The 18,077-nt window shown below is 46.3% G+C and carries 15 protein-coding genes; 8 read left to right on the top strand and 7 right to left on the bottom strand.

The annotated features are described in order from the left end of the window. Positions 1-373: 373 nt before the first annotated feature. Genes hemG through AK966_RS17565 form a run of 3 tightly spaced genes read right to left on the bottom strand, consistent with a single transcriptional unit; the run spans position 374 to position 3,038 of the window. The gene (hemG, locus tag AK966_RS17575) at positions 374-901 is read right to left on the bottom strand and encodes a menaquinone-dependent protoporphyrinogen IX dehydrogenase (RefSeq protein WP_099080518.1); all 528 of its coding nucleotides are present in this window, start codon (positions 899-901) and stop codon (positions 374-376) included. Between the two features lie 9 nt (positions 902-910). Continuing rightward, positions 911-2,368, bottom strand: coding sequence for a TrkH family potassium uptake protein (locus AK966_RS17570; protein WP_099080517.1), 1,458 nt, complete (start codon positions 2,366-2,368; stop codon positions 911-913). Between the two features lie 46 nt (positions 2,369-2,414). Beyond that, complete coding sequence (locus AK966_RS17565; protein ID WP_099080516.1) at positions 2,415-3,038, bottom strand: YigZ family protein; 624 nt, start codon at positions 3,036-3,038, stop codon at positions 2,415-2,417. 267 nt (positions 3,039-3,305) lie between these two features. Here AK966_RS17565 and fadB point away from each other — a divergent pair, with 267 nt between their 5' ends. The 3 genes from fadB to AK966_RS17550 all read left to right on the top strand — a co-directional run bounded on the left by fadB (position 3,306) and on the right by AK966_RS17550 (position 7,905). Beyond that, positions 3,306-5,477 carry a fatty acid oxidation complex subunit alpha FadB gene (gene fadB, locus AK966_RS17560; RefSeq protein ID WP_119464606.1) on the top strand — a complete coding sequence of 724 codons (2,172 nt, stop codon included), beginning with the start codon at positions 3,306-3,308 and terminating at the stop codon, positions 5,475-5,477. A 14-nt stretch (positions 5,478-5,491) separates the two neighbouring features. Further along, positions 5,492-6,667, top strand: a complete 1,176-nt coding sequence (fadA, locus tag AK966_RS17555) for an acetyl-CoA C-acyltransferase FadA (RefSeq protein ID WP_099080514.1) — start codon at positions 5,492-5,494, stop codon at positions 6,665-6,667. A 257-nt stretch (positions 6,668-6,924) separates the two neighbouring features. After that, complete coding sequence (locus tag AK966_RS17550; protein WP_099080513.1) at positions 6,925-7,905, top strand: MDR family oxidoreductase; 981 nt, start codon at positions 6,925-6,927, stop codon at positions 7,903-7,905. An 87-nt stretch (positions 7,906-7,992) separates the two neighbouring features. Here AK966_RS17550 and AK966_RS17545 read toward each other — a convergent pair whose 3' ends face one another. Next, on the bottom strand, positions 7,993-8,934 hold the full coding sequence (locus tag AK966_RS17545) for a LysR family transcriptional regulator (protein ID WP_182852742.1): 942 nt from the start codon (positions 8,932-8,934) through the stop codon (positions 7,993-7,995). Between the two features lie 166 nt (positions 8,935-9,100). Next, a complete protein-coding gene (locus tag AK966_RS17540; protein WP_005458692.1) occupies positions 9,101-9,283 on the bottom strand; it encodes a hypothetical protein in 183 nt (60 codons plus the stop codon). A 132-nt stretch (positions 9,284-9,415) separates the two neighbouring features. Here AK966_RS17540 and tusA point away from each other — a divergent pair, with 132 nt between their 5' ends. Beyond that, positions 9,416-9,664 (top strand): sulfurtransferase TusA, encoded by a 249-nt coding sequence (tusA, locus tag AK966_RS17535; RefSeq protein WP_099080511.1) that lies wholly within the window; start codon positions 9,416-9,418, stop codon positions 9,662-9,664. Positions 9,665-9,714: 50 nt separating this feature from the next. Here the strand turns inward: tusA and AK966_RS17530 are convergent, their stop codons facing one another. Beyond that, positions 9,715-9,975, bottom strand: a complete 261-nt coding sequence (locus tag AK966_RS17530; RefSeq protein ID WP_099080510.1) for a hypothetical protein — start codon at positions 9,973-9,975, stop codon at positions 9,715-9,717. A gap of 159 nt (positions 9,976-10,134) precedes the next feature. Continuing rightward, positions 10,135-10,689 carry a TMEM165/GDT1 family protein gene (locus AK966_RS17525; RefSeq protein WP_099080509.1) on the bottom strand — a complete coding sequence of 185 codons (555 nt, stop codon included), beginning with the start codon at positions 10,687-10,689 and terminating at the stop codon, positions 10,135-10,137. Positions 10,690-11,172: 483 nt separating this feature from the next. On the opposite strand from AK966_RS17525, the gene glyQ reads away from it, so the two are divergent. The 4 genes from glyQ (at position 11,173) to AK966_RS17505 (ending at position 17,956) form a co-directional block, all read left to right on the top strand. Beyond that, on the top strand, positions 11,173-12,090 hold the full coding sequence (glyQ, locus tag AK966_RS17520; RefSeq protein WP_099080508.1) for a glycine--tRNA ligase subunit alpha: 918 nt from the start codon (positions 11,173-11,175) through the stop codon (positions 12,088-12,090). A gap of 13 nt (positions 12,091-12,103) precedes the next feature. Further along, positions 12,104-14,170 carry a glycine--tRNA ligase subunit beta gene (gene glyS / locus AK966_RS17515; protein WP_119464605.1) on the top strand — a complete coding sequence of 689 codons (2,067 nt, stop codon included), beginning with the start codon at positions 12,104-12,106 and terminating at the stop codon, positions 14,168-14,170. A 218-nt stretch (positions 14,171-14,388) separates the two neighbouring features. Beyond that, positions 14,389-16,473 (top strand): alpha-amylase, encoded by a 2,085-nt coding sequence (locus tag AK966_RS17510; protein ID WP_119464604.1) that lies wholly within the window; start codon positions 14,389-14,391, stop codon positions 16,471-16,473. A gap of 229 nt (positions 16,474-16,702) precedes the next feature. After that, a complete protein-coding gene (locus tag AK966_RS17505; protein ID WP_099080505.1) occupies positions 16,703-17,956 on the top strand; it encodes a valine--pyruvate transaminase in 1,254 nt (417 codons plus the stop codon). Positions 17,957-18,077: the final 121 nt, after the last annotated feature.

Below are 18,077 nucleotides of genomic sequence, written 5' to 3'. Positions count from 1 at the left end.
ATTGGTCACTCAGTTCATTGAAACCTAATTTGAAACCGAAGTTTCTAATTGGATTATCATCAACGAGTGCCCACACAGATTGATAGGTCTATATTGTTAAAGAGCTTTCCTATTGAGCTTCGCTCAAATCGGACGGCCATTTTAGCGAGTTAAAGTTTAGTGTCAACCACTTTTTTCAAACTTTCTTTCAAGCGTTTCCGCTTGGCTAATTGGCTTGCCAACTCAACTTCGTTTCTTTCGAAGCGTTGCCGTGTCAGCGAGGTGGCATTATAGAGATTGCGATCACATTGGCAAGCCCTTTTTCACGTTTTTTTTGATTTTTTTATTGTTCGAATAAAATTGAAGCAAAAACGCTTAAAAGAGCACGTTATTCCTACAGATATTTGAACTTATCGGCGAAAAGAGCAACTTTTTCCCAGTTCGTGTATTCCACTTCTTTCGTTGTATCAGTTTCGCCACCTGTCATCGACATAATGAACTTAATCATGGTTTTATCGAACCAACCATAACGTGGGTAGTAAAGTGCGCCAGCAAACACACCAATCAAAGTTGGTTTCCATGGCGACTTAATCAGGAACTTACGAATATAAGCACTACCTTCTGGTGTGTCTTTCCCTTGGTCTTCTTTACGAGCAGTTAGATTGACACAGAAAAACGCCACTTTGTGTTGCTCGAGTTGAGTCAAATTTCGCTCAATAAACTGGTATAGCTTCTTATTAAGATGGCCATAACGAATAGAAGCGCCAATCAATACTCTGTCATACTGGCTGAAATCCATCGTCTCTACATTATGTAAGTCCACCAACTCGCAATCGAAGCCTGGTAGTTGTTCATCTATATAGTGAAGAATTTTTTTCGTTTGCCCTTCACGTGAAGAGTATAGAAATAATGCTTTTGCCACGTTTTCCCCTTAGCTACGCCAAAACGTCGGCGTAAGTAGAATAAGTAAGGTAAATATTTCCAGACGACCAAATAGCATGGAAACAATCAATACCCATTTTGCTTTGTCATTAACATTGCCAAAGTGAAGTGCAACTTCGCCCAAACCTGGCCCTAAGTTATTTAGTGTTGCGGCCACCGCAGAGAATGCACTTAGTTCGTCCATTCCTGTTGCAATCAAACCCAACATACATACTACAAACACCAATGCGTAAGCAGAGAAAAATCCCCAAACTGCATCAACGACACGCTGCGGTAGGGCACTGCCACCCACTTTGATGGTGTACACCGCACGAGGGTGGACTAAACGCTTCAGTTCACGTGCACCTTGTAAAGTCAGCAATAGAATACGGATCACTTTCATGCCGCCGCCAGTCGAACCTGCACAACCGCCTATAAAAGAAGAAAACAATAGCAGCACTGGTAAGAACAACGGCCAATCAGCAAAACCAGTAGTGGTAAAACCTGCCGTAGTAGATATAGACACGGTTTGGAATAACGCTTGGTCGAAGGCATCATAAGGCGAGTCATACGAGTGATGATTCAACAGTAATAAGAAGCACACCAAGAACAGGACTACTTGAATAAAGACGAACGCGCGGAACTCTGGATCTTTCCAATAGTATTTAGGATGCACACCACCAGACGCAAACGCGGCGAAATGCAAAGAATAGTTACATGCCGAAATCAACAAGAAGACAACGGTAATCATGTTAATGGCGTAGCTATCAAAATAGCCCATGCTAGCATCGTGCGTGGAGAAACCACCGATGGCAATGGTGGAGAAGCTATGGCTGATTGCATCGAAAGGCGTCATGCCTGCCAACCAAAATGCCACAGCACATGCGATAGTCAAACTTAAGTAGATGTACCACAATGCTTTTGCTGTCTCTGCAATACGAGGGGTCATCTTTGTGTCTTTGACTGGTCCGGGTATCTCGGCGCGATACAGCTGCATACCACCGATGCCGAGAACTGGAAGAATTGCTACCGCCAATACGATGATACCCATACCACCAAACCATTGTAGAAGCTGGCGATAGAATAAAATCGCTTTTGGCAACTCATCGAGTCCGACGATCACCGTTGCACCAGTGGTCGTTAAAGCAGAGAAAGACTCAAAAAAGGCATCGGTTACAGAAACATTTGGATGATCTGCAATCAGAAAAGGAATGGCACCTGCACTACCTAGAACCGTCCAAAAAAGAACAACGATAAGAAAGCCATCACGTGCTTTAAGCTCGTGCTTATGCCTTCGGTTTGGAAACCAACATACCCCTCCCCATAAAAGGAGAACAAAAAATGTCGTGACAAACGGTACACCCGCCCCATCTCTATAGATAAGCGCAACCAGTGCAGGCGCAAGCATTGTGACACTAAAAAGCGCGAGCAATAGCCCGACGATTCGAATAATTGAACGAAATTGCATGGATTAATTGACTAGCGAAGCTGTCCCTGTGGCTTCCTATTTTTCATTATTGTCCGTCTAGTGGGGTGACAATTGCCTTTGCACCACTTTTGTTGATGATAGCTTGGGTAAACGCGCTCACTTCACGTAGCTCGATTTCCACGATTAATACCACCTGATCGCTGTATTCGGCGTCGACTTCAGCCGCACCGAACTGGGGCATTAACGACTGTGCGATAGGTATAAAGCCATAGTCTAACTCTAGTCTGAGCTTTGTGGTTATTTTTTTCTCAATTGTTTGAAGCTGCTTGAGAGCTTGTTGTACACCACCACCATAAGCTTTCACTAGTCCTCCTGTACCTAATCGAATACCACCATAATAACGCGTCACTATGGCTGTGATTTCTCCGACACCTGATCCTGACAATTGAGCGAGTATTGGTTTACCTGCGGTACCGGAGGGCTCACCATCATCACTGAACCCCCACTTCATTGAGTCTTCTGGCCTGCCAGCAACAAAACCCCAGCAGTTATGTCTTGCGTCAGAGTGTTTGGATTTTATCTGCTCCACAAATGCTTTCGCCGCTTCTACACTAGGAGTATGAGCCAAATAGGTAATAAAGAGGCTCTTTTTGATCTCTTCTTCAAATTGCATAAGCTCAGCTGGGATCAGATAAGGTTGGTCATTCATAGAATTAGGTCACTTTTTTCTTTGTTCAAAGTCTATCACGAGACCGATTTACACGTCGCATAAGATCTGCACTAGCGCACAATGTTAAACACTTGTTTGAAAAATGTATTGAAATTAACCAATCTGCGGTCCAAACTAATCTCACTGGTCTAACCAGAATAAGAATAAACGACTTTCCTCTATATCTATTTGTTGTATCACACGGCCTTTAGCCAACATCAAATCGGTATACAGACAATCCAAGATTGTATGTCATGGAGATAGACAATGATTTACCAAGCCGAAACCCTACAGGTAAAGGAAGTACACAATGGTATTGCAGAGCTTAGCTTCTGCTCTCCAAAATCCGTCAACAAGCTCGACCTAGCAACACTAGAGTCACTCGACAAAGCACTTGATGCCTTGATTGCGCACCAAGGACTGAAGGGCTTGATGCTCACCTCAGATAAAGACGCGTTCATTGTTGGTGCGGACATCACCGAATTCTTAGGTCTTTTTGCTAAAACAGACGCTGAACTCGATCAGTGGCTGCAATTTGCGAACAGCATTTTTAACAAGCTAGAAGACTTACCCGTCCCAACGATCTCGGTACTAAAAGGTCACACTTTGGGTGGCGGTTGTGAGTGTGTGCTTGCCACTGACATGCGTATTGGTGACAAGACCACCAGCATCGGTCTACCAGAAACCAAACTGGGTATCATGCCGGGCTTTGGTGGCTGTGTACGTCTGCCACGTGTCATCGGTGCCGACAGCGCCATGGAAGTGATCACTCAAGGTAAAGCATGCCGCGCCGATGAAGCATTAAAGATTGGTCTTTTAGATGCAATCGTTGATACTGATGCGCTTTATGATTCAGCACTACAAACTCTGACATCAGCAATTAATGAGAAGCTAGATTGGCAAACACGTCGCAAGCAAAAAACATCACCGCTAAAACTAAGCAAAATTGAATCGATGATGAGCTTTACTATGGCGAAAGGGCTAGTGGCACAAAAAGCTGGGCCTCATTACCCTGCGCCAATGACAGCCGTTATTACTATTGAAGAAGGCGCTCGCTTTGCTCGTAACGAAGCACTCGACATTGAACGTAAGCACTTCGTAAAACTGGCTAAGTCAGAGGAAGCAAAATCACTGGTTGGCTTGTTCCTTAACGACCAATACATCAAGGGCATTGCTAAAAAAGCCGCTAGGTCTGCAAGTAAAGATACACAACGTGCAGCCGTACTTGGTGCGGGCATCATGGGCGGCGGCATCGCATACCAATCTGCACTCAAAGGCGTGCCAGTCTTAATGAAAGACATCGCACAACCATCACTCGACTTAGGAATGACCGAAGCCTCTAAGCTGCTTAATAAACGCTTATCTCGCGGCCGCATTGATGGCTTTAAGATGGCGGGCATTTTAGCGTCTATCACACCAAGCTTACATTACGCGGGTATTGAAGACTCGGACATGATTGTTGAAGCCGTAGTTGAAAACCCGAAAGTAAAAGCGGCAGTTCTAACTGAAGTGGAAGCGCATGTCGGTAACGATACCGTTATCACCTCAAATACCTCAACGATTCCAATCAACCTATTAGCAAAATCGCTAAAACGCCCAGAAAACTTCTGTGGTATGCACTTCTTCAACCCTGTGCATCGCATGCCTCTTGTTGAGATTATCCGTGGTGAACACACCTCAGATGAAACCATCAATCGCGTTGTCGCCTACGCAGCGAAAATGGGCAAATCACCAATTGTCGTCAACGACTGCCCAGGGTTCTTTGTTAACCGCGTTCTATTCCCATACTTTGGTGGCTTCAGCATGCTACTTCGTGATGGCGCAGACTTTACGAAAATCGACAAAGTCATGGAACGCAAATTCGGCTGGCCGATGGGACCGGCGTACTTGCTCGATGTCGTTGGTATTGATACCGCTCATCACGCACAAGCAGTAATGGCACAAGGTTTCCCTGAGCGTATGGGCAAACAAGGTCGCGATGCGATCGATGCACTATTCGAAGCAAACAAATACGGTCAGAAGAATGGCAGTGGTTTCTACAGCTACACCATTGATAGAAAAGGTAAGCCTAAGAAAACCTTCTCTGAAGATATCTTGCCAGTACTCGCTGACGTTTGTGCCGATAAGCAGGACTTTGATGACCAGAACATCATCAATCGAGTGATGATTCCAATGATCAATGAAGTGGTACTGTGTCTGCAAGAAGGCATCATAGCCACTCCTCAAGAAGCGGATATGGCACTGGTTTACGGCCTTGGCTTCCCTCCATTCCGCGGCGGCGTATTCCGCTACCTAGATAGTGTAGGCATCGCTGAGTTTGTTGCCATGGCAAAACAATACTCAGAGCTAGGTGCAATGTACCAAGTACCGCAAATGCTGATTGATATGGCAGCGAAAGGCGAAAGCTTTTACGGCACACAACAGCAAGGTTCTATCTAAGGAGGGATTCTAAAATGACTAATCAAACAAGAAATGTTGTCGTAGTCGATTGTCTACGTACTCCAATGGGTCGCTCTAAAGGTGGTGCTTTCCGTCATACACGAGCAGAAGACCTGTCTGCGCGCCTAATGAAAGGAATTCTGGCACGTAACCCGCAAGTGAATCCAAGCGAGATTGAAGATATCTACTGGGGCTGTGTACAACAAACCTTAGAACAAGGGTTCAATGTTGCGCGTAATGCGGCGCTACTTGCGGGTCTGCCAATTGAAGTTGGTGCGGTAACAGTTAATCGTCTGTGTGGTTCATCCATGCAAGCACTGCATGACGGTACTCGTGCGATCATGACTGGCGATGCTGAAATCTGTCTGATCGGTGGTGTTGAACACATGGGTCACGTACCAATGAACCACGGGGTCGACTTCCACCCTGGCCTATCAAAAAACGTAGCAAAAGCCGCCGGCATGATGGGGTTAACCGCTGAAATGCTTGGTAAACTGCATGGCATTAGCCGTGAGCAACAAGACGAGTTTGCAGCGCGCTCTCACGCCCGAGCGCACGCCGCAACCGTCGAAGGTCGTTTTAAAAATGAAATCCTACCAATTGAAGGTCACGCAGCCGACGGCACCCTGTTCACCTTGGATTACGATGAAGTGATTCGTCCTGAGACGTCTGTAGAGGGTCTTTCTCAACTTCGTCCTGTGTTCGATCCAGCAAACGGCACCGTAACTGCAGGTACATCATCGGCACTGTCTGATGGCGCTTCAGCTATGTTGATCATGAGCGAAGAGAAAGCCAACGAACTTGGCTTAAAGATCCGCGCACGTATTAAAGGCATGGCTATTGCGGGCTGCGATCCCTCCATCATGGGTTATGGCCCTGTTCCTGCAACGCAAAAAGCGCTTAAACGTGCAGGTCTATCGATTGAAGACATGGACGTGGTTGAGCTCAACGAAGCATTCGCTGCACAATCACTACCGTGTGCGAAAGACTTAGGTTTGCTTGAAGTAATGGATGAAAAGGTCAACCTCAACGGCGGTGCGATAGCATTAGGTCACCCACTTGGTTGTTCAGGCTCGCGCATCTCAACCACGCTGATCAACCTAATGGAAGACAAAGACGCAAAATATGGTCTAGCAACCATGTGTATTGGTTTAGGTCAGGGCATTGCTACAGTATTTGAACGTCCATAATTGTTTGATGATCGTCGTGATCAACCCAACAATCACAAGCAAATAAACCAATACTGAAAAGTTTTAGTATTACACTTAAGGGCGGCATCTGATGTCGCCCTTTGTTTTTTGCTCCATATTATCCACATGCATAAAAAGCATGCATTAAATGCTCAAGTTTCATTTTATTCATAAACAAAGAAGACATACACTCAGTACCAGTTGATATCTTGCTGCATGTGACCCAGAGTCACGCTACCGCACATTCGGAGAACCTTATGTTTAATGCTCTAGTTCTAAATCAAGAAGACAAACGTACTATCGCTAGCATCGAGCAAATCGATGAGACACAGCTGCCTGAAGGCGACGTTCTAATTGACGTTGATTACTCATCGTTAAACTACAAAGACGGCCTTGCGATCACAGGTAAAGGTAAAATCATCCGTAACTTCCCGATGGTGCCTGGTATTGACCTAGCAGGTACGGTAGTCAGCTCTGAAGATGCACGTTACCAAACTGGCGACAAAGTGGTCCTAACAGGTTGGGGCGTGGGTGAAAACCACTGGGGTGGTATGTCGCAACGTGCTCGTCTAAAAGCGGATTGGCTAGTACCACTACCTAAAGGTCTAGACAGCAAGAAAGCGATGATGATTGGTACAGCGGGCTTCACTGGCATGCTATGTGTTCAAGCTCTGCTAGATGCGGGTATCAAACCTGAAGCGGGTGAAATCTTAGTCACTGGCGCAAGTGGTGGTGTTGGCTCTGTCGCAGTCACACTATTAGCTCAGCTTGGCTACAAGGTGGCTGCCGTGACAGGTCGTGTTGAACAAAACGGTCCATTACTAGAGAAACTGGGTGCGAGCCGCATTATTGATCGTGTTGAATTTGAAGAACCTGCTCGTCCACTTGAAAAGCAAGTATGGGCAGGTGCCATTGATACCGTAGGCAGCAAAGTTCTCGCAAAAGTATTGGCGCAAATGGATTACAACAGTGCAGTCGCCGCTTGTGGTCTTGCAGGTGGCTTCGATCTACCAACGACAGTGATGCCATTTATCCTACGTAACGTTCGCCTACAAGGTGTGGACTCTGTTTCATGTCCATTTGAAAAACGTACAGCAGCATGGGAAAAATTGGTTGAACTACTACCAGACAGCTACTTCGAACAAGCGTGTACTGAAGTAGAACTAGCAGAAGCACCAAAATACGCAGAAGACATCACTAACGGCCAAGTAACTGGTCGTGTGGTTATCAAACTATAAGCGCTAGCAACTCTATAAAATAAACAAAGCCGGGGCCATTCATCATTGCCCGGCTTTTTGCTATTTGCTATTTCGATTTTCGGAAAACTAGTCCAATCCCATATCCTCAATTCGCTTAGCGATCAGGCGACTACACTCTTCTCGTACTACCGCACGCAACCACTCTTGAGCTGGCGAATGTTCACAGCGCGCATGCCAAATCATTGAATATTCAAACGGGGTGAAATGGAATGGCAATGGCTTCACCACCAAATCATAGCGGTCAGCAACCAAATACGCCAAATCCGCAGGCACGGTAATGATGATTGGTAAAGTATCGACGATCGCCAGTGCCGCTTCCAAATGGTAAGCACGCAGCACCATTTTACGTTTTGGTTTTTCGATTAAGGCTTGCTCAATCAACGCTTTGACTCCATCACTTATCGCAATCATCGCATGCGGATAGCGAAGGTAATCATCTAAGCTCATCTCTTTCTCTGCTAATGGATGTTGCTTGGAGAGCATACACAGCACCCCGACTCGGCCAAGCACTTCGCTACGCAGTGGCTCAACAGGACCGGTTGGGCGACAAATAGCGAGATCGGCACTCTCATAAGTCAACTGTTCAGATAAACGATCGTGTTGCAGTGGCAAGAAATTAAAAGACACATTCGGCGCTTCTTGATAAATACGCGGCAAAGCAAAAGGCAGAATCGTCTGCATTGCGTAATCGGTGGTGGCGATATTAAAGGTTTGATCGCAATTACGTGGATCGAACTCGCGTGGCGACAACAACTGACGTAAAGACTCCAATGGTTCGCCTAAGGAACGATCGATTTCTAACGCTTTTTGGGTTGGGATCAAGTGCTGACCTTGGCGTGTAAACAACGGATCACCGAGCAGGTCGCGCAAGCGCCCGAGCACACGACTCATCGCAGATTGGCTTAAATTCAAGCGCGTTGCTGCCTTGCTGACACTGCTCTCTTCAATCAGCACGCGCAACGCGACCAATAAGTTAAGATCTCGACGATAGATATCTTCTAATTCCACGATTTGCCACTTATCATGTAGGGGATTTGGATAAATTGTACTCTTCAGGCAAAAAAAATCCCGCCTTTCAGCGGGGAAGCCCAAGAAAATTGGGGATAGTGTCGGAATTAAGTGTCGTTAAAAATAAGTGAGCAGTGTCTATAAGTTTCGATTGAAGCAAGAAGCGCTAATTTTCTTGCTCGGACGCACCAGACCATTTGTGCATCTCAATCCAAATCCCAATAATCGTTGCACTCATGCCTGCAAGAGGCATTAATGAGGTTTCAGCTGGCGTTCTGAGTACTAAAGCGCAGAACGAGATAAAGCATAAAACCGAATATATCGTAAGTCTGTCTAATGCGGTTAACATCGCCTCTCCTTGCCAGTTGTTACCAAATTGTTAATTTAAGGTAAATCAAAAAAATCTGTTTGCCAAGTGGTTATTGAATATTTTTTCAACGAAAGTAAAATTCACCGTTAAGTAAGTTACGAGAATCACACTATGAATTTTAATCCTGAACTGGCGACAACGACGTTAGAGGCGGAAGGACTACGCTGCCCAGAGCCAGTGATGATGGTCAGGAAGACAATTCGAAATATGCAAGATGGTGAGGTATTGCTGGTTAAAGCAGACGACCCGTCCACAACCCGAGATATCCCGAGTTTCTGCCGATTTATGGATCACCAACTGGTTGCTGCACAAACGGAACAGCTTCCATATCAGTACTTGATTAAGAAAGGTTTGGAATAATCGCCACTCTGCAAACCAAAAAAACGGCAGCTCAATGAGCTGCCGTTTATCTATTCGTCGTATTCTAATGTGCGAATTTCTGATTGTAGCTTGTTTAATTGCTTTTTCATCGCCCGCATTTCTTCATGCATCGGAATGATGTGAGCGACCCGAATCCACGCTTCTACCGTCAAACCGGTAAGAATGAAAGATCCCGCGACTATCGGCAACCACATGTCAGTTAACACCATCGCCAGTAGGCATAATGCCAAACCAAAGGTGAATAAATAACTCTGATTCTTTGGGGTCATCCCCATGTAACGTGTCAGCATAAACTTGCCCTCTCGCTATCATTCACACAATTAAAGTACCATGACAAGTATGACACTAATACGTCATCCGTCACGCTCCTGAACGATTTTGAGGCAAAGTTTGACCACCTCATCACTTAACTCGTCATTGCTCCGTCACCGCATTTAGAAAACGTAAAATTAAAATAGTGCAGCAGCAATCGCTAAACCAACAAATAGCAACGCAGTAATCTTACGAATGAGATCTAACGGCATCTTATCTGCCGATAATTTACCGATCAGAACCACAGGCACATTGGCCAGCAACATGCCGATCGTCGTACCTAAAACGACCCAACTTAATGCATCCGCATATTGCGCACCCAAAATAGAGGTCGCGATCTGTGTTTTGTCACCAATCTCAGCCACAAAGAAGGCAATAAAACTGGCAATAAAAGGGCCACGGTTAGAAATTTGCTCGTCATCATCCAACTTATCTGGGATCAGAACCCAAGCCGCCATGGCAACAAAACTGACCACCAGCACCCATTTTAATACTTCTGGCGATAAGTAATCGGCGACGACCACACCTAACCATGCAGCCAAAGCATGGTTGGCAATGGTTGCCAAAAAGATGGCTGCAATAATAGGAATCGGCTTACGGTAACGACTGGCAAGTAATAGAGATAGCAATTGGGTCTTATCGCCAATTTCTGCTAACGCTACGGTAGTAATTGAAATAGCTAAAACGCTCACGACATGCTCATTGGGGGCGGGATAATTATTTTAACCGTAGACAAACCTCACGCCCCACCCCGGTTCATGATAATTTGTCTAAGGTCTTGCTAAACTCATCGGGTTGATGAGTCTCGAACGCCATGGTGATTTTGCACCAATTATGTTGACGAACGAACGAGATGAAACAGACATTTCATCGAGTAAGCTACTCCCCAAAGACAGGCGCAATTCTAGCCATGTTTAAACATCACCTCAAGAGTGAAACTCAGCGAAAACGCCCTTTTAAGAAAATTTCAGCAGATAAAGTGGTAAAAATTCATTAAAGGCGAAAATCGTCCACGAATTAATCAAGATTAGCGCTACTCCCATACTCAATATCTGGGTATACTTGATTGTTATTTTATTCAACCGTAATTACTCTTAATCGCCATTGTTGAGGTTAGAAAACTCAGCAAAAGAGACGAATTGACGAGTAATAAGAGAATCGCGCGAACCAAACTTATGCAAAAATACGATATCAAAACCTTCCAGGGAATGATCCTCGCGCTGCAGGATTATTGGGCTCAAAATGGTTGTACCATTGTTCAACCTCTAGATATGGAAGTTGGTGCGGGTACCTCTCACCCAATGACCTGTCTACGAGCGCTTGGCCCAGAGCCAATGTCGACAGCTTACGTACAACCTTCACGTCGTCCGACTGATGGCCGTTACGGTGAAAACCCTAACCGTCTTCAGCACTACTACCAATTCCAAGTAGCGCTAAAACCATCACCAGACAATATCCAAGAGTTGTACCTAGGTTCTCTAGAAATACTTGGTATTGACCCACTTGTACACGACATCCGTTTCGTAGAAGACAACTGGGAAAACCCAACACTAGGCGCATGGGGTCTAGGCTGGGAAGTTTGGCTAAACGGCATGGAAGTGACTCAGTTCACTTACTTCCAACAAGTTGGCGGTCTTGAGTGTAAGCCAGTCACTGGCGAAATCACTTATGGTATCGAACGTCTAGCAATGTACATCCAAGAAGTAGACTCCGTTTACGATCTTGTTTGGAACGTCGCACCAGACGGCTCTAACGTGACTTATGGTGACATCTTCCACCAGAACGAAGTAGAACAATCAACCTACAACTTCGAGCACGCTGACGTTGAATTCCTATTCAGCTTCTTCGAACAGTGTGAAAAAGAGTGTAAATCGCTGCTTGAGCTTGAAAAACCACTTCCGCTACCCGCTTATGAGCGCATCCTAAAAGCAGGTCACGCATTCAACCTACTAGACGCACGTAAAGCGATCTCAGTAACTGAACGTCAACGTTATATCCTGCGCATCCGCAATCTGACGAAAGCCGTTGCAGAAGCATACTACGCATCGCGTGAAGCGCTTGGCTTCCCAATGTGTAAGAAAGAACAAGCGTAAGGGGTAGAATAACATGGCAAAAGAATTTCTAATCGAGCTAGGCACAGAAGAGCTACCACCAACGCAACTTCGCACTCTAGCTGAAGCATTCGCAGCAAACTTCGAAGCAGAACTAAAAGGCGCTGAGCTTGCTCACGAAGGCGTGAAGTGGTTCGCGGCTCCTCGTCGTCTTGCACTTAAAGTCGCAGCACTAGCAGAAAGCCAAGCAGACAAAATCGTTGAAAAGCGTGGTCCTGCAGTTTCTGCTGCATTTGACGCAGAAGGCAACGCAACGAAAGCCGCTCAAGGCTGGGCGCGTGGTTGTGGCATCACGGTTGACCAAGCAGAGCGCATGGTAACGGACAAAGGCGAATGGCTACTGTTCAAACAAGAAGTGAAAGGTCAGCCAACGTCTGAGATCGTAGTTGAACTTGCAGCGAAAGCACTAGCAAACCTGCCTATCGCAAAACCAATGCGTTGGGGTAACAAAACGACTCAATTTATCCGCCCAGTAAAAACGCTAACCATGCTAATGGGCAGCGACCTAATCGAGGGTGAAATCCTCGGTGTCGCATCTGACCGCACTATTCGTGGTCACCGCTTCATGGGTGAGCGAGAGTTCACTATCGATTCTGCTGAGCAATACCCTGCGATCCTAGAAGAGCGCGGTAAAGTAATGGCAGATTACGAAGCGCGTAAAGCGATCATTCTCGCTGACGCACAAAAAGCAGCCGCAGCAGTTGGCGGTATCGCTGATCTAGAAGATGACCTAGTAGAAGAAGTCACGTCTCTGGTTGAATGGCCAGTCGTGCTAACAGCGAAGTTCGAAGAAGAGTTCTTAAAAGTACCTTCTGAAGCCTTGGTTTACACCATGAAAGGTGACCAAAAATACTTCCCTGTGTATGACGAGAATAAGAAGCTACTTCCTAACTTCATCTTCGTATCAAACATTGAATCGAAAGAACCTCGCTACGTAATCGAAGGTAACGAGAAAGTGGTTCGTCCTCGTCTTGCTGATGCTGAATTCTTCTTCAATACAGACCGTAAGCGTCCGCTTATCGACCGTCTACCTGAACTAGAACAAGCGATCTTCCAGAAGCAACTGGGGACGATCAAAGACAAAACCGATCGCATTGCTGCTCTAGCGGGCTACATCGCTAAGCAAATTGATGCGGATGTCGATAAAGCAACACGTGCTGGCCTACTGGCAAAATGTGATCTGATGACGTCAATGGTATTCGAATTCACGGATACTCAAGGCGTAATGGGCATGCACTACGCACGTCACGATGGTGAAGATGAGCAAGTCGCTCTGGCGCTATACGAGCAGTACATGCCTCGTTTCGCGGGTGATGAACTGCCATCAAACGGCGTCTCTTCAGCGGTTGCGATGGCTGACAAGCTAGACACGATTGTTGGTATCTTCGGCATTGGTCAAGCGCCGAAAGGCTCAGATCCATTCGCACTGCGCCGCGCGTCACTAGGTGTGCTACGTATCATCGTTGAAAATGGTTACAACTTAGACCTTGTTGACCTTATCCGCGAAGCGAAAGTACAGTTTGGCGACAAGCTAACCAACGAAAGTGTCGAAACTGACGTGATCGAATTTATGCTAGGTCGCTTCCGTGCATGGTACCAAGATGCCGGTTTCAGCGTAGATATCATCCAAGCGGTACTCGCGCGTCGTCCGACTAAACCAGCAGACTTCGACCAACGAGTTAAAGCGGTTTCTCACTTCCGTGAGCTAGAAGCCGCTGAGTCGCTAGCCGCAGCGAACAAACGTGTAGGTAACATCCTCGCGAAATTCGACGGTGAATTAGCCGCAGAGATCGATCTTGCGCTACTACAAGAAGACGCTGAGAAAACCCTAGCTGAAAACGTTGAAGTAATGACAGAAGCGCTAGAGCCTGCATTTGCAACGGGTAACTACCAAGAAGCCCTAAGCAAACTTGCTGACCTACGTGAGTCCGTAGATGCTTTCTTCGACAACGTCATGGTAATGGCAGACGACGAAGCACTTAAGAAGAACCGTCTGACACTACTGAACAACCTGCGTAACCTGTTCCTACAGATCGCAGACATCTCGCTTCTGCAAAAGTAATTCATTACTCTAAAGAAGTGATCAAGAGATAAGTAAAAGGGAAGCTGATGCTTCCCTTTTTTGTTGTCTTCAAACTGATGTGAGCAGCATTTATTATTCATTTTGTGAACAATACGAAAATTTGTAGGGTGAGATGCGTTTAACTTATCGGTGCAGAGCTCGGATTGTAGAGGCACTGTTTTGCTATAACTAGGCTGTTTATTCGGGAGAAGGACACAATGAAAAAAACAATTCTCGCACTGTCTATCGGTCTACTGAGCGCCTGTAACCAAATACCAGAAAATGCCATCGTATTAACCGTTGGTGACGACACTACCGTGTTCGAAAAAAACTCTGAAGGGTTACTTGTCGCAGAGCAAAAACTAGAAAAAGGCAGCTACACCTTTACCATTGCCGACAGCAAACAAAGCTGTGGCAGTCGCTTTGCCCTAGCAGAAGAAAACCGCATCAAGTTCAATCGTCCATTAAAAATGGATAACTGTGCTACAGATGCGAACATGCCACTACGCATCTTCAAAGCCAATACCTATCAATTTGCGCTTAACCCTAACACTAACGAGCTAACGGTTAAACTAAAGCCCAAACAGAATCAGGACATCACCTACTCTTGTCCTGTAGCGACTGATACGCCAAAAACCATCGACGTTACCCAAACCTTTACTGATGGCACTGTCGTTCGTGATGCATTAACCGGACAAGAAGCCACGGTAACTAATGGCAGTGTGACCATGCAGCCTGGTCCTATGAGCCAAGGCCTGTTATTGCTAGAAGAAGTTGAGCAGCAAGCCGAGAAACCGTTCAGCTGGGATAACGCGACGGTGTACTTCGTTATGACCGACCGTTTCTATAACGGCAACCCAGACAACGACAACAGCTACGGTCGTAGCAAAGACGGCAAATACGAGATAGGTACCTTCCACGGTGGTGACTTAGCAGGCCTGACCAAAAAGCTCGATTACATCGAATCCCTTGGTGTGAATGCAATTTGGATAACCTCGCCACTGGAACAAATCCATGGTTGGGTTGGAGGCGGTGATAAAGGCGACTTTAAGCACTACGGCTACCACGGCTACTACCATCAAGACTGGACAAAATTAGATGCCAACATGGGTACCGAAGATGAACTGAAAGCCTTCGTCGATACCGCGCACAAAAAAGGCATCCGCGTGATTTGGGATGTGGTCATGAACCACACCGGCTACGCGACATTAGCAGACATGCAGGAATTCGGATTTGGTCAGCTTTACCTTGATGACCAAGAAGCGAAAGAAATCCTTGGTGAGAAATGGACCGACTGGCAACCAAAATCGGGACAAAGCTGGCACAGCTTCAACGACTACATCAAATACGGTGATAGCGAAGCGTGGGAGAAATGGTGGGGCAAAGATTGGCTTCGCACCGATATCGGTGATTACGATGCGCCGGGCTACAACGACATCACCATGTCTTTGAACTATTTGCCGGATCTCAAAACCGAATCAACACAGAAAACCGGATTACCAAACTTCTTCCGCAATAAAGACACTAATGCGCAAGCTGAACTGCAAACCCCACGTGAACACCTCATTCGCTGGTTATCCGATTGGGTACGTGACTACGGCATTGATGGTTTCCGTGTCGACACCGCCAAACACGTTGAAATGAAAGCCTGGGCAGAGCTGAAAGCAAGCACCACTCAAGCCCTTGCTGAATGGAAGCAAAACAACCCAGACAAAGCCTTAGATGACCTTCCTTTCTGGATGACAGGTGAAGTGTGGGCGCACAGCGTGGTGAAAAGCCCGTATTTTGATAACGGCTTCGATTCCATCATCAACTTCGAGTTCCAATCCGATGTTGCACCAAAAGCATTGAAGTGTTTCGCTCAGCTTGATGGTGACTACCGTCGCTACGCAGAACGCATCAATACCGATCCTGAGTTCAACGTGCTGAGCTACCTGTCTTCACACGATACTCAATTGTTCTGGTCGGCACGCAGTCGTAGCTTTGACGATCAAGCTCGTGCAGCCAATGCACTGATGCTGGCGCCAGGTGCTGTACAAATCTATTACGGTGATGAGATCGCTCGTGACTTCGGCGTTACCGGCTCAGATGCTCATCAAGGCACTCGCTCTGATATGCCATGGGACAAGATTCATGGCGAGCGTGAAGATCTCCTGCAACATTGGCAAAAGCTAGGCGAATTCCGTAAACGCCACCCAGCGGTTGCTCAAGGTAAGCACATCACTCGTAACCAAGAAGGTTACTACGCGTTCGAGCGTCAATACCAAGACGATAAGGTACTGATTGTTTACACCGGTGAGTAACTCACACTCTCTCCACCAGCAAGGGAAGCATAAGCTTCCCTTTTTTATTGCTCTTTTTGCCTTTTTCTCTCGTACCTCTGGTCTGATGACACACTTTTTTCTTTTTCGGCTTAATTCACACTTTGCGTTAATTACGCATTGAGGTAAGGTCAAGGATTACTCGATAAGCCGATAAAACATCGGCACAAACATACACAAAGCAATCACAATGAATTAGGTATAACGACAAATGCAGTTCTCTAAGTTTGGTGAAAAATTTAATCAGTATTCCGGTATCACGCAGTTAATGGACGATTTGAATGATGGTCTGCGCACACCAGGTGCCATCATGCTCGGTGGGGGTAACCCAGCCGCCATTCCTGTCATGCTCGATTACTTTCGCCAAGCCAGTGAAGAAATGCTCGCCAGTGGGGAGCTCGTCGCCGCCCTCGCCAACTACGATGGTCCGCAGGGCAAAGATGCGTTTGTTAAAGCACTGGCTCAGTTATTCCGTGAAACTTATGGCTGGGACATCAGTGAGAAGAACATCAGCCTGACTAACGGTAGCCAAAGTGGCTTCTTCTACTTGTTCAATTTACTGGCAGGTAAACAGCCCGATGGTTCACACAAGAAAGTCCTGCTACCAATCGCGCCTGAGTACATCGGCTACGGTGATGCAGGGATTGATGAAGATATCTTTGTCTCTTACCACCCAGAAATCGAGCTGTTAGAGAATGGGCTATTTAAATACCATGTCGATTTTGAGCAGCTAAAAGTCGATGACTCTGTTGCAGCGATCTGTGCATCTCGCCCAACTAACCCTACGGGTAACGTACTGACAGACGAAGAAGTGCGTAAGTTGGATAAACTGGCACGTGACAATAACATCCCGCTGATCATCGATAACGCCTACGGCCTACCGTTTCCGAACATCATTTTTGAAGATGTCGAACCATTCTGGAATGAAAATACTATCCTGTGCATGAGCCTATCTAAGCTTGGTCTGCCAGGCGTACGTTGTGGGATTGTGATTGCGAGTGAAGAAATCACTCAAGCGTTAACCAACATGAACGGCATCATCAGCCTAGCACCGGGCAGTGTCGGCCCAGCACTGGCAAACCACATCATTGGTAAAGGCGAACTGCTTAAACTGAGTTCAGAGGTGATTAAGCCGTTCTACAAGCAGAAGTCGCAACGTGCGGTTGAACTGCTCCAAGAAGCGATTACCGATGAGCGATTCCGCATCCACAAACCGGAAGGTGCTATCTTTTTGTGGTTATGGTTTGATGAACTCCCAATCACCACGATGGCGTTGTACCAACGCTTAAAAGCGCGTGGTGTATTGATTGTCCCGGGTGAATACTTCTTTATTGGTCAGAAAGACGAATGGGATCATGCTCATCAATGCTTACGCATGAACTACGTTCAAGACGATGAGATGATGCAGAAAGGCATTGCAATTATCGCAGAAGAAGTAGAAAAGGCTTATCGCGAAGGTAAATAGATTTTCTAGTTCAGTCGCTCTTCTCTTTGGAATGGTGACGTTGAAAGCCCAAACTAAAAAGAGCGCCCTTTTCCATCATGGAAGGCGCTCTTTCTCATTCTATAATCCGGGTGGTTTACTG

Source organism: Vibrio sp. PID23_8 (assembly GCF_003584965.1).
Taxonomy (GTDB): Bacteria; Pseudomonadota; Gammaproteobacteria; order Enterobacterales; family Vibrionaceae; genus Vibrio.
Note: the sequence above shows the minus strand (reverse complement) of the source record. Positions and strands in the feature narration are given on the sequence as shown.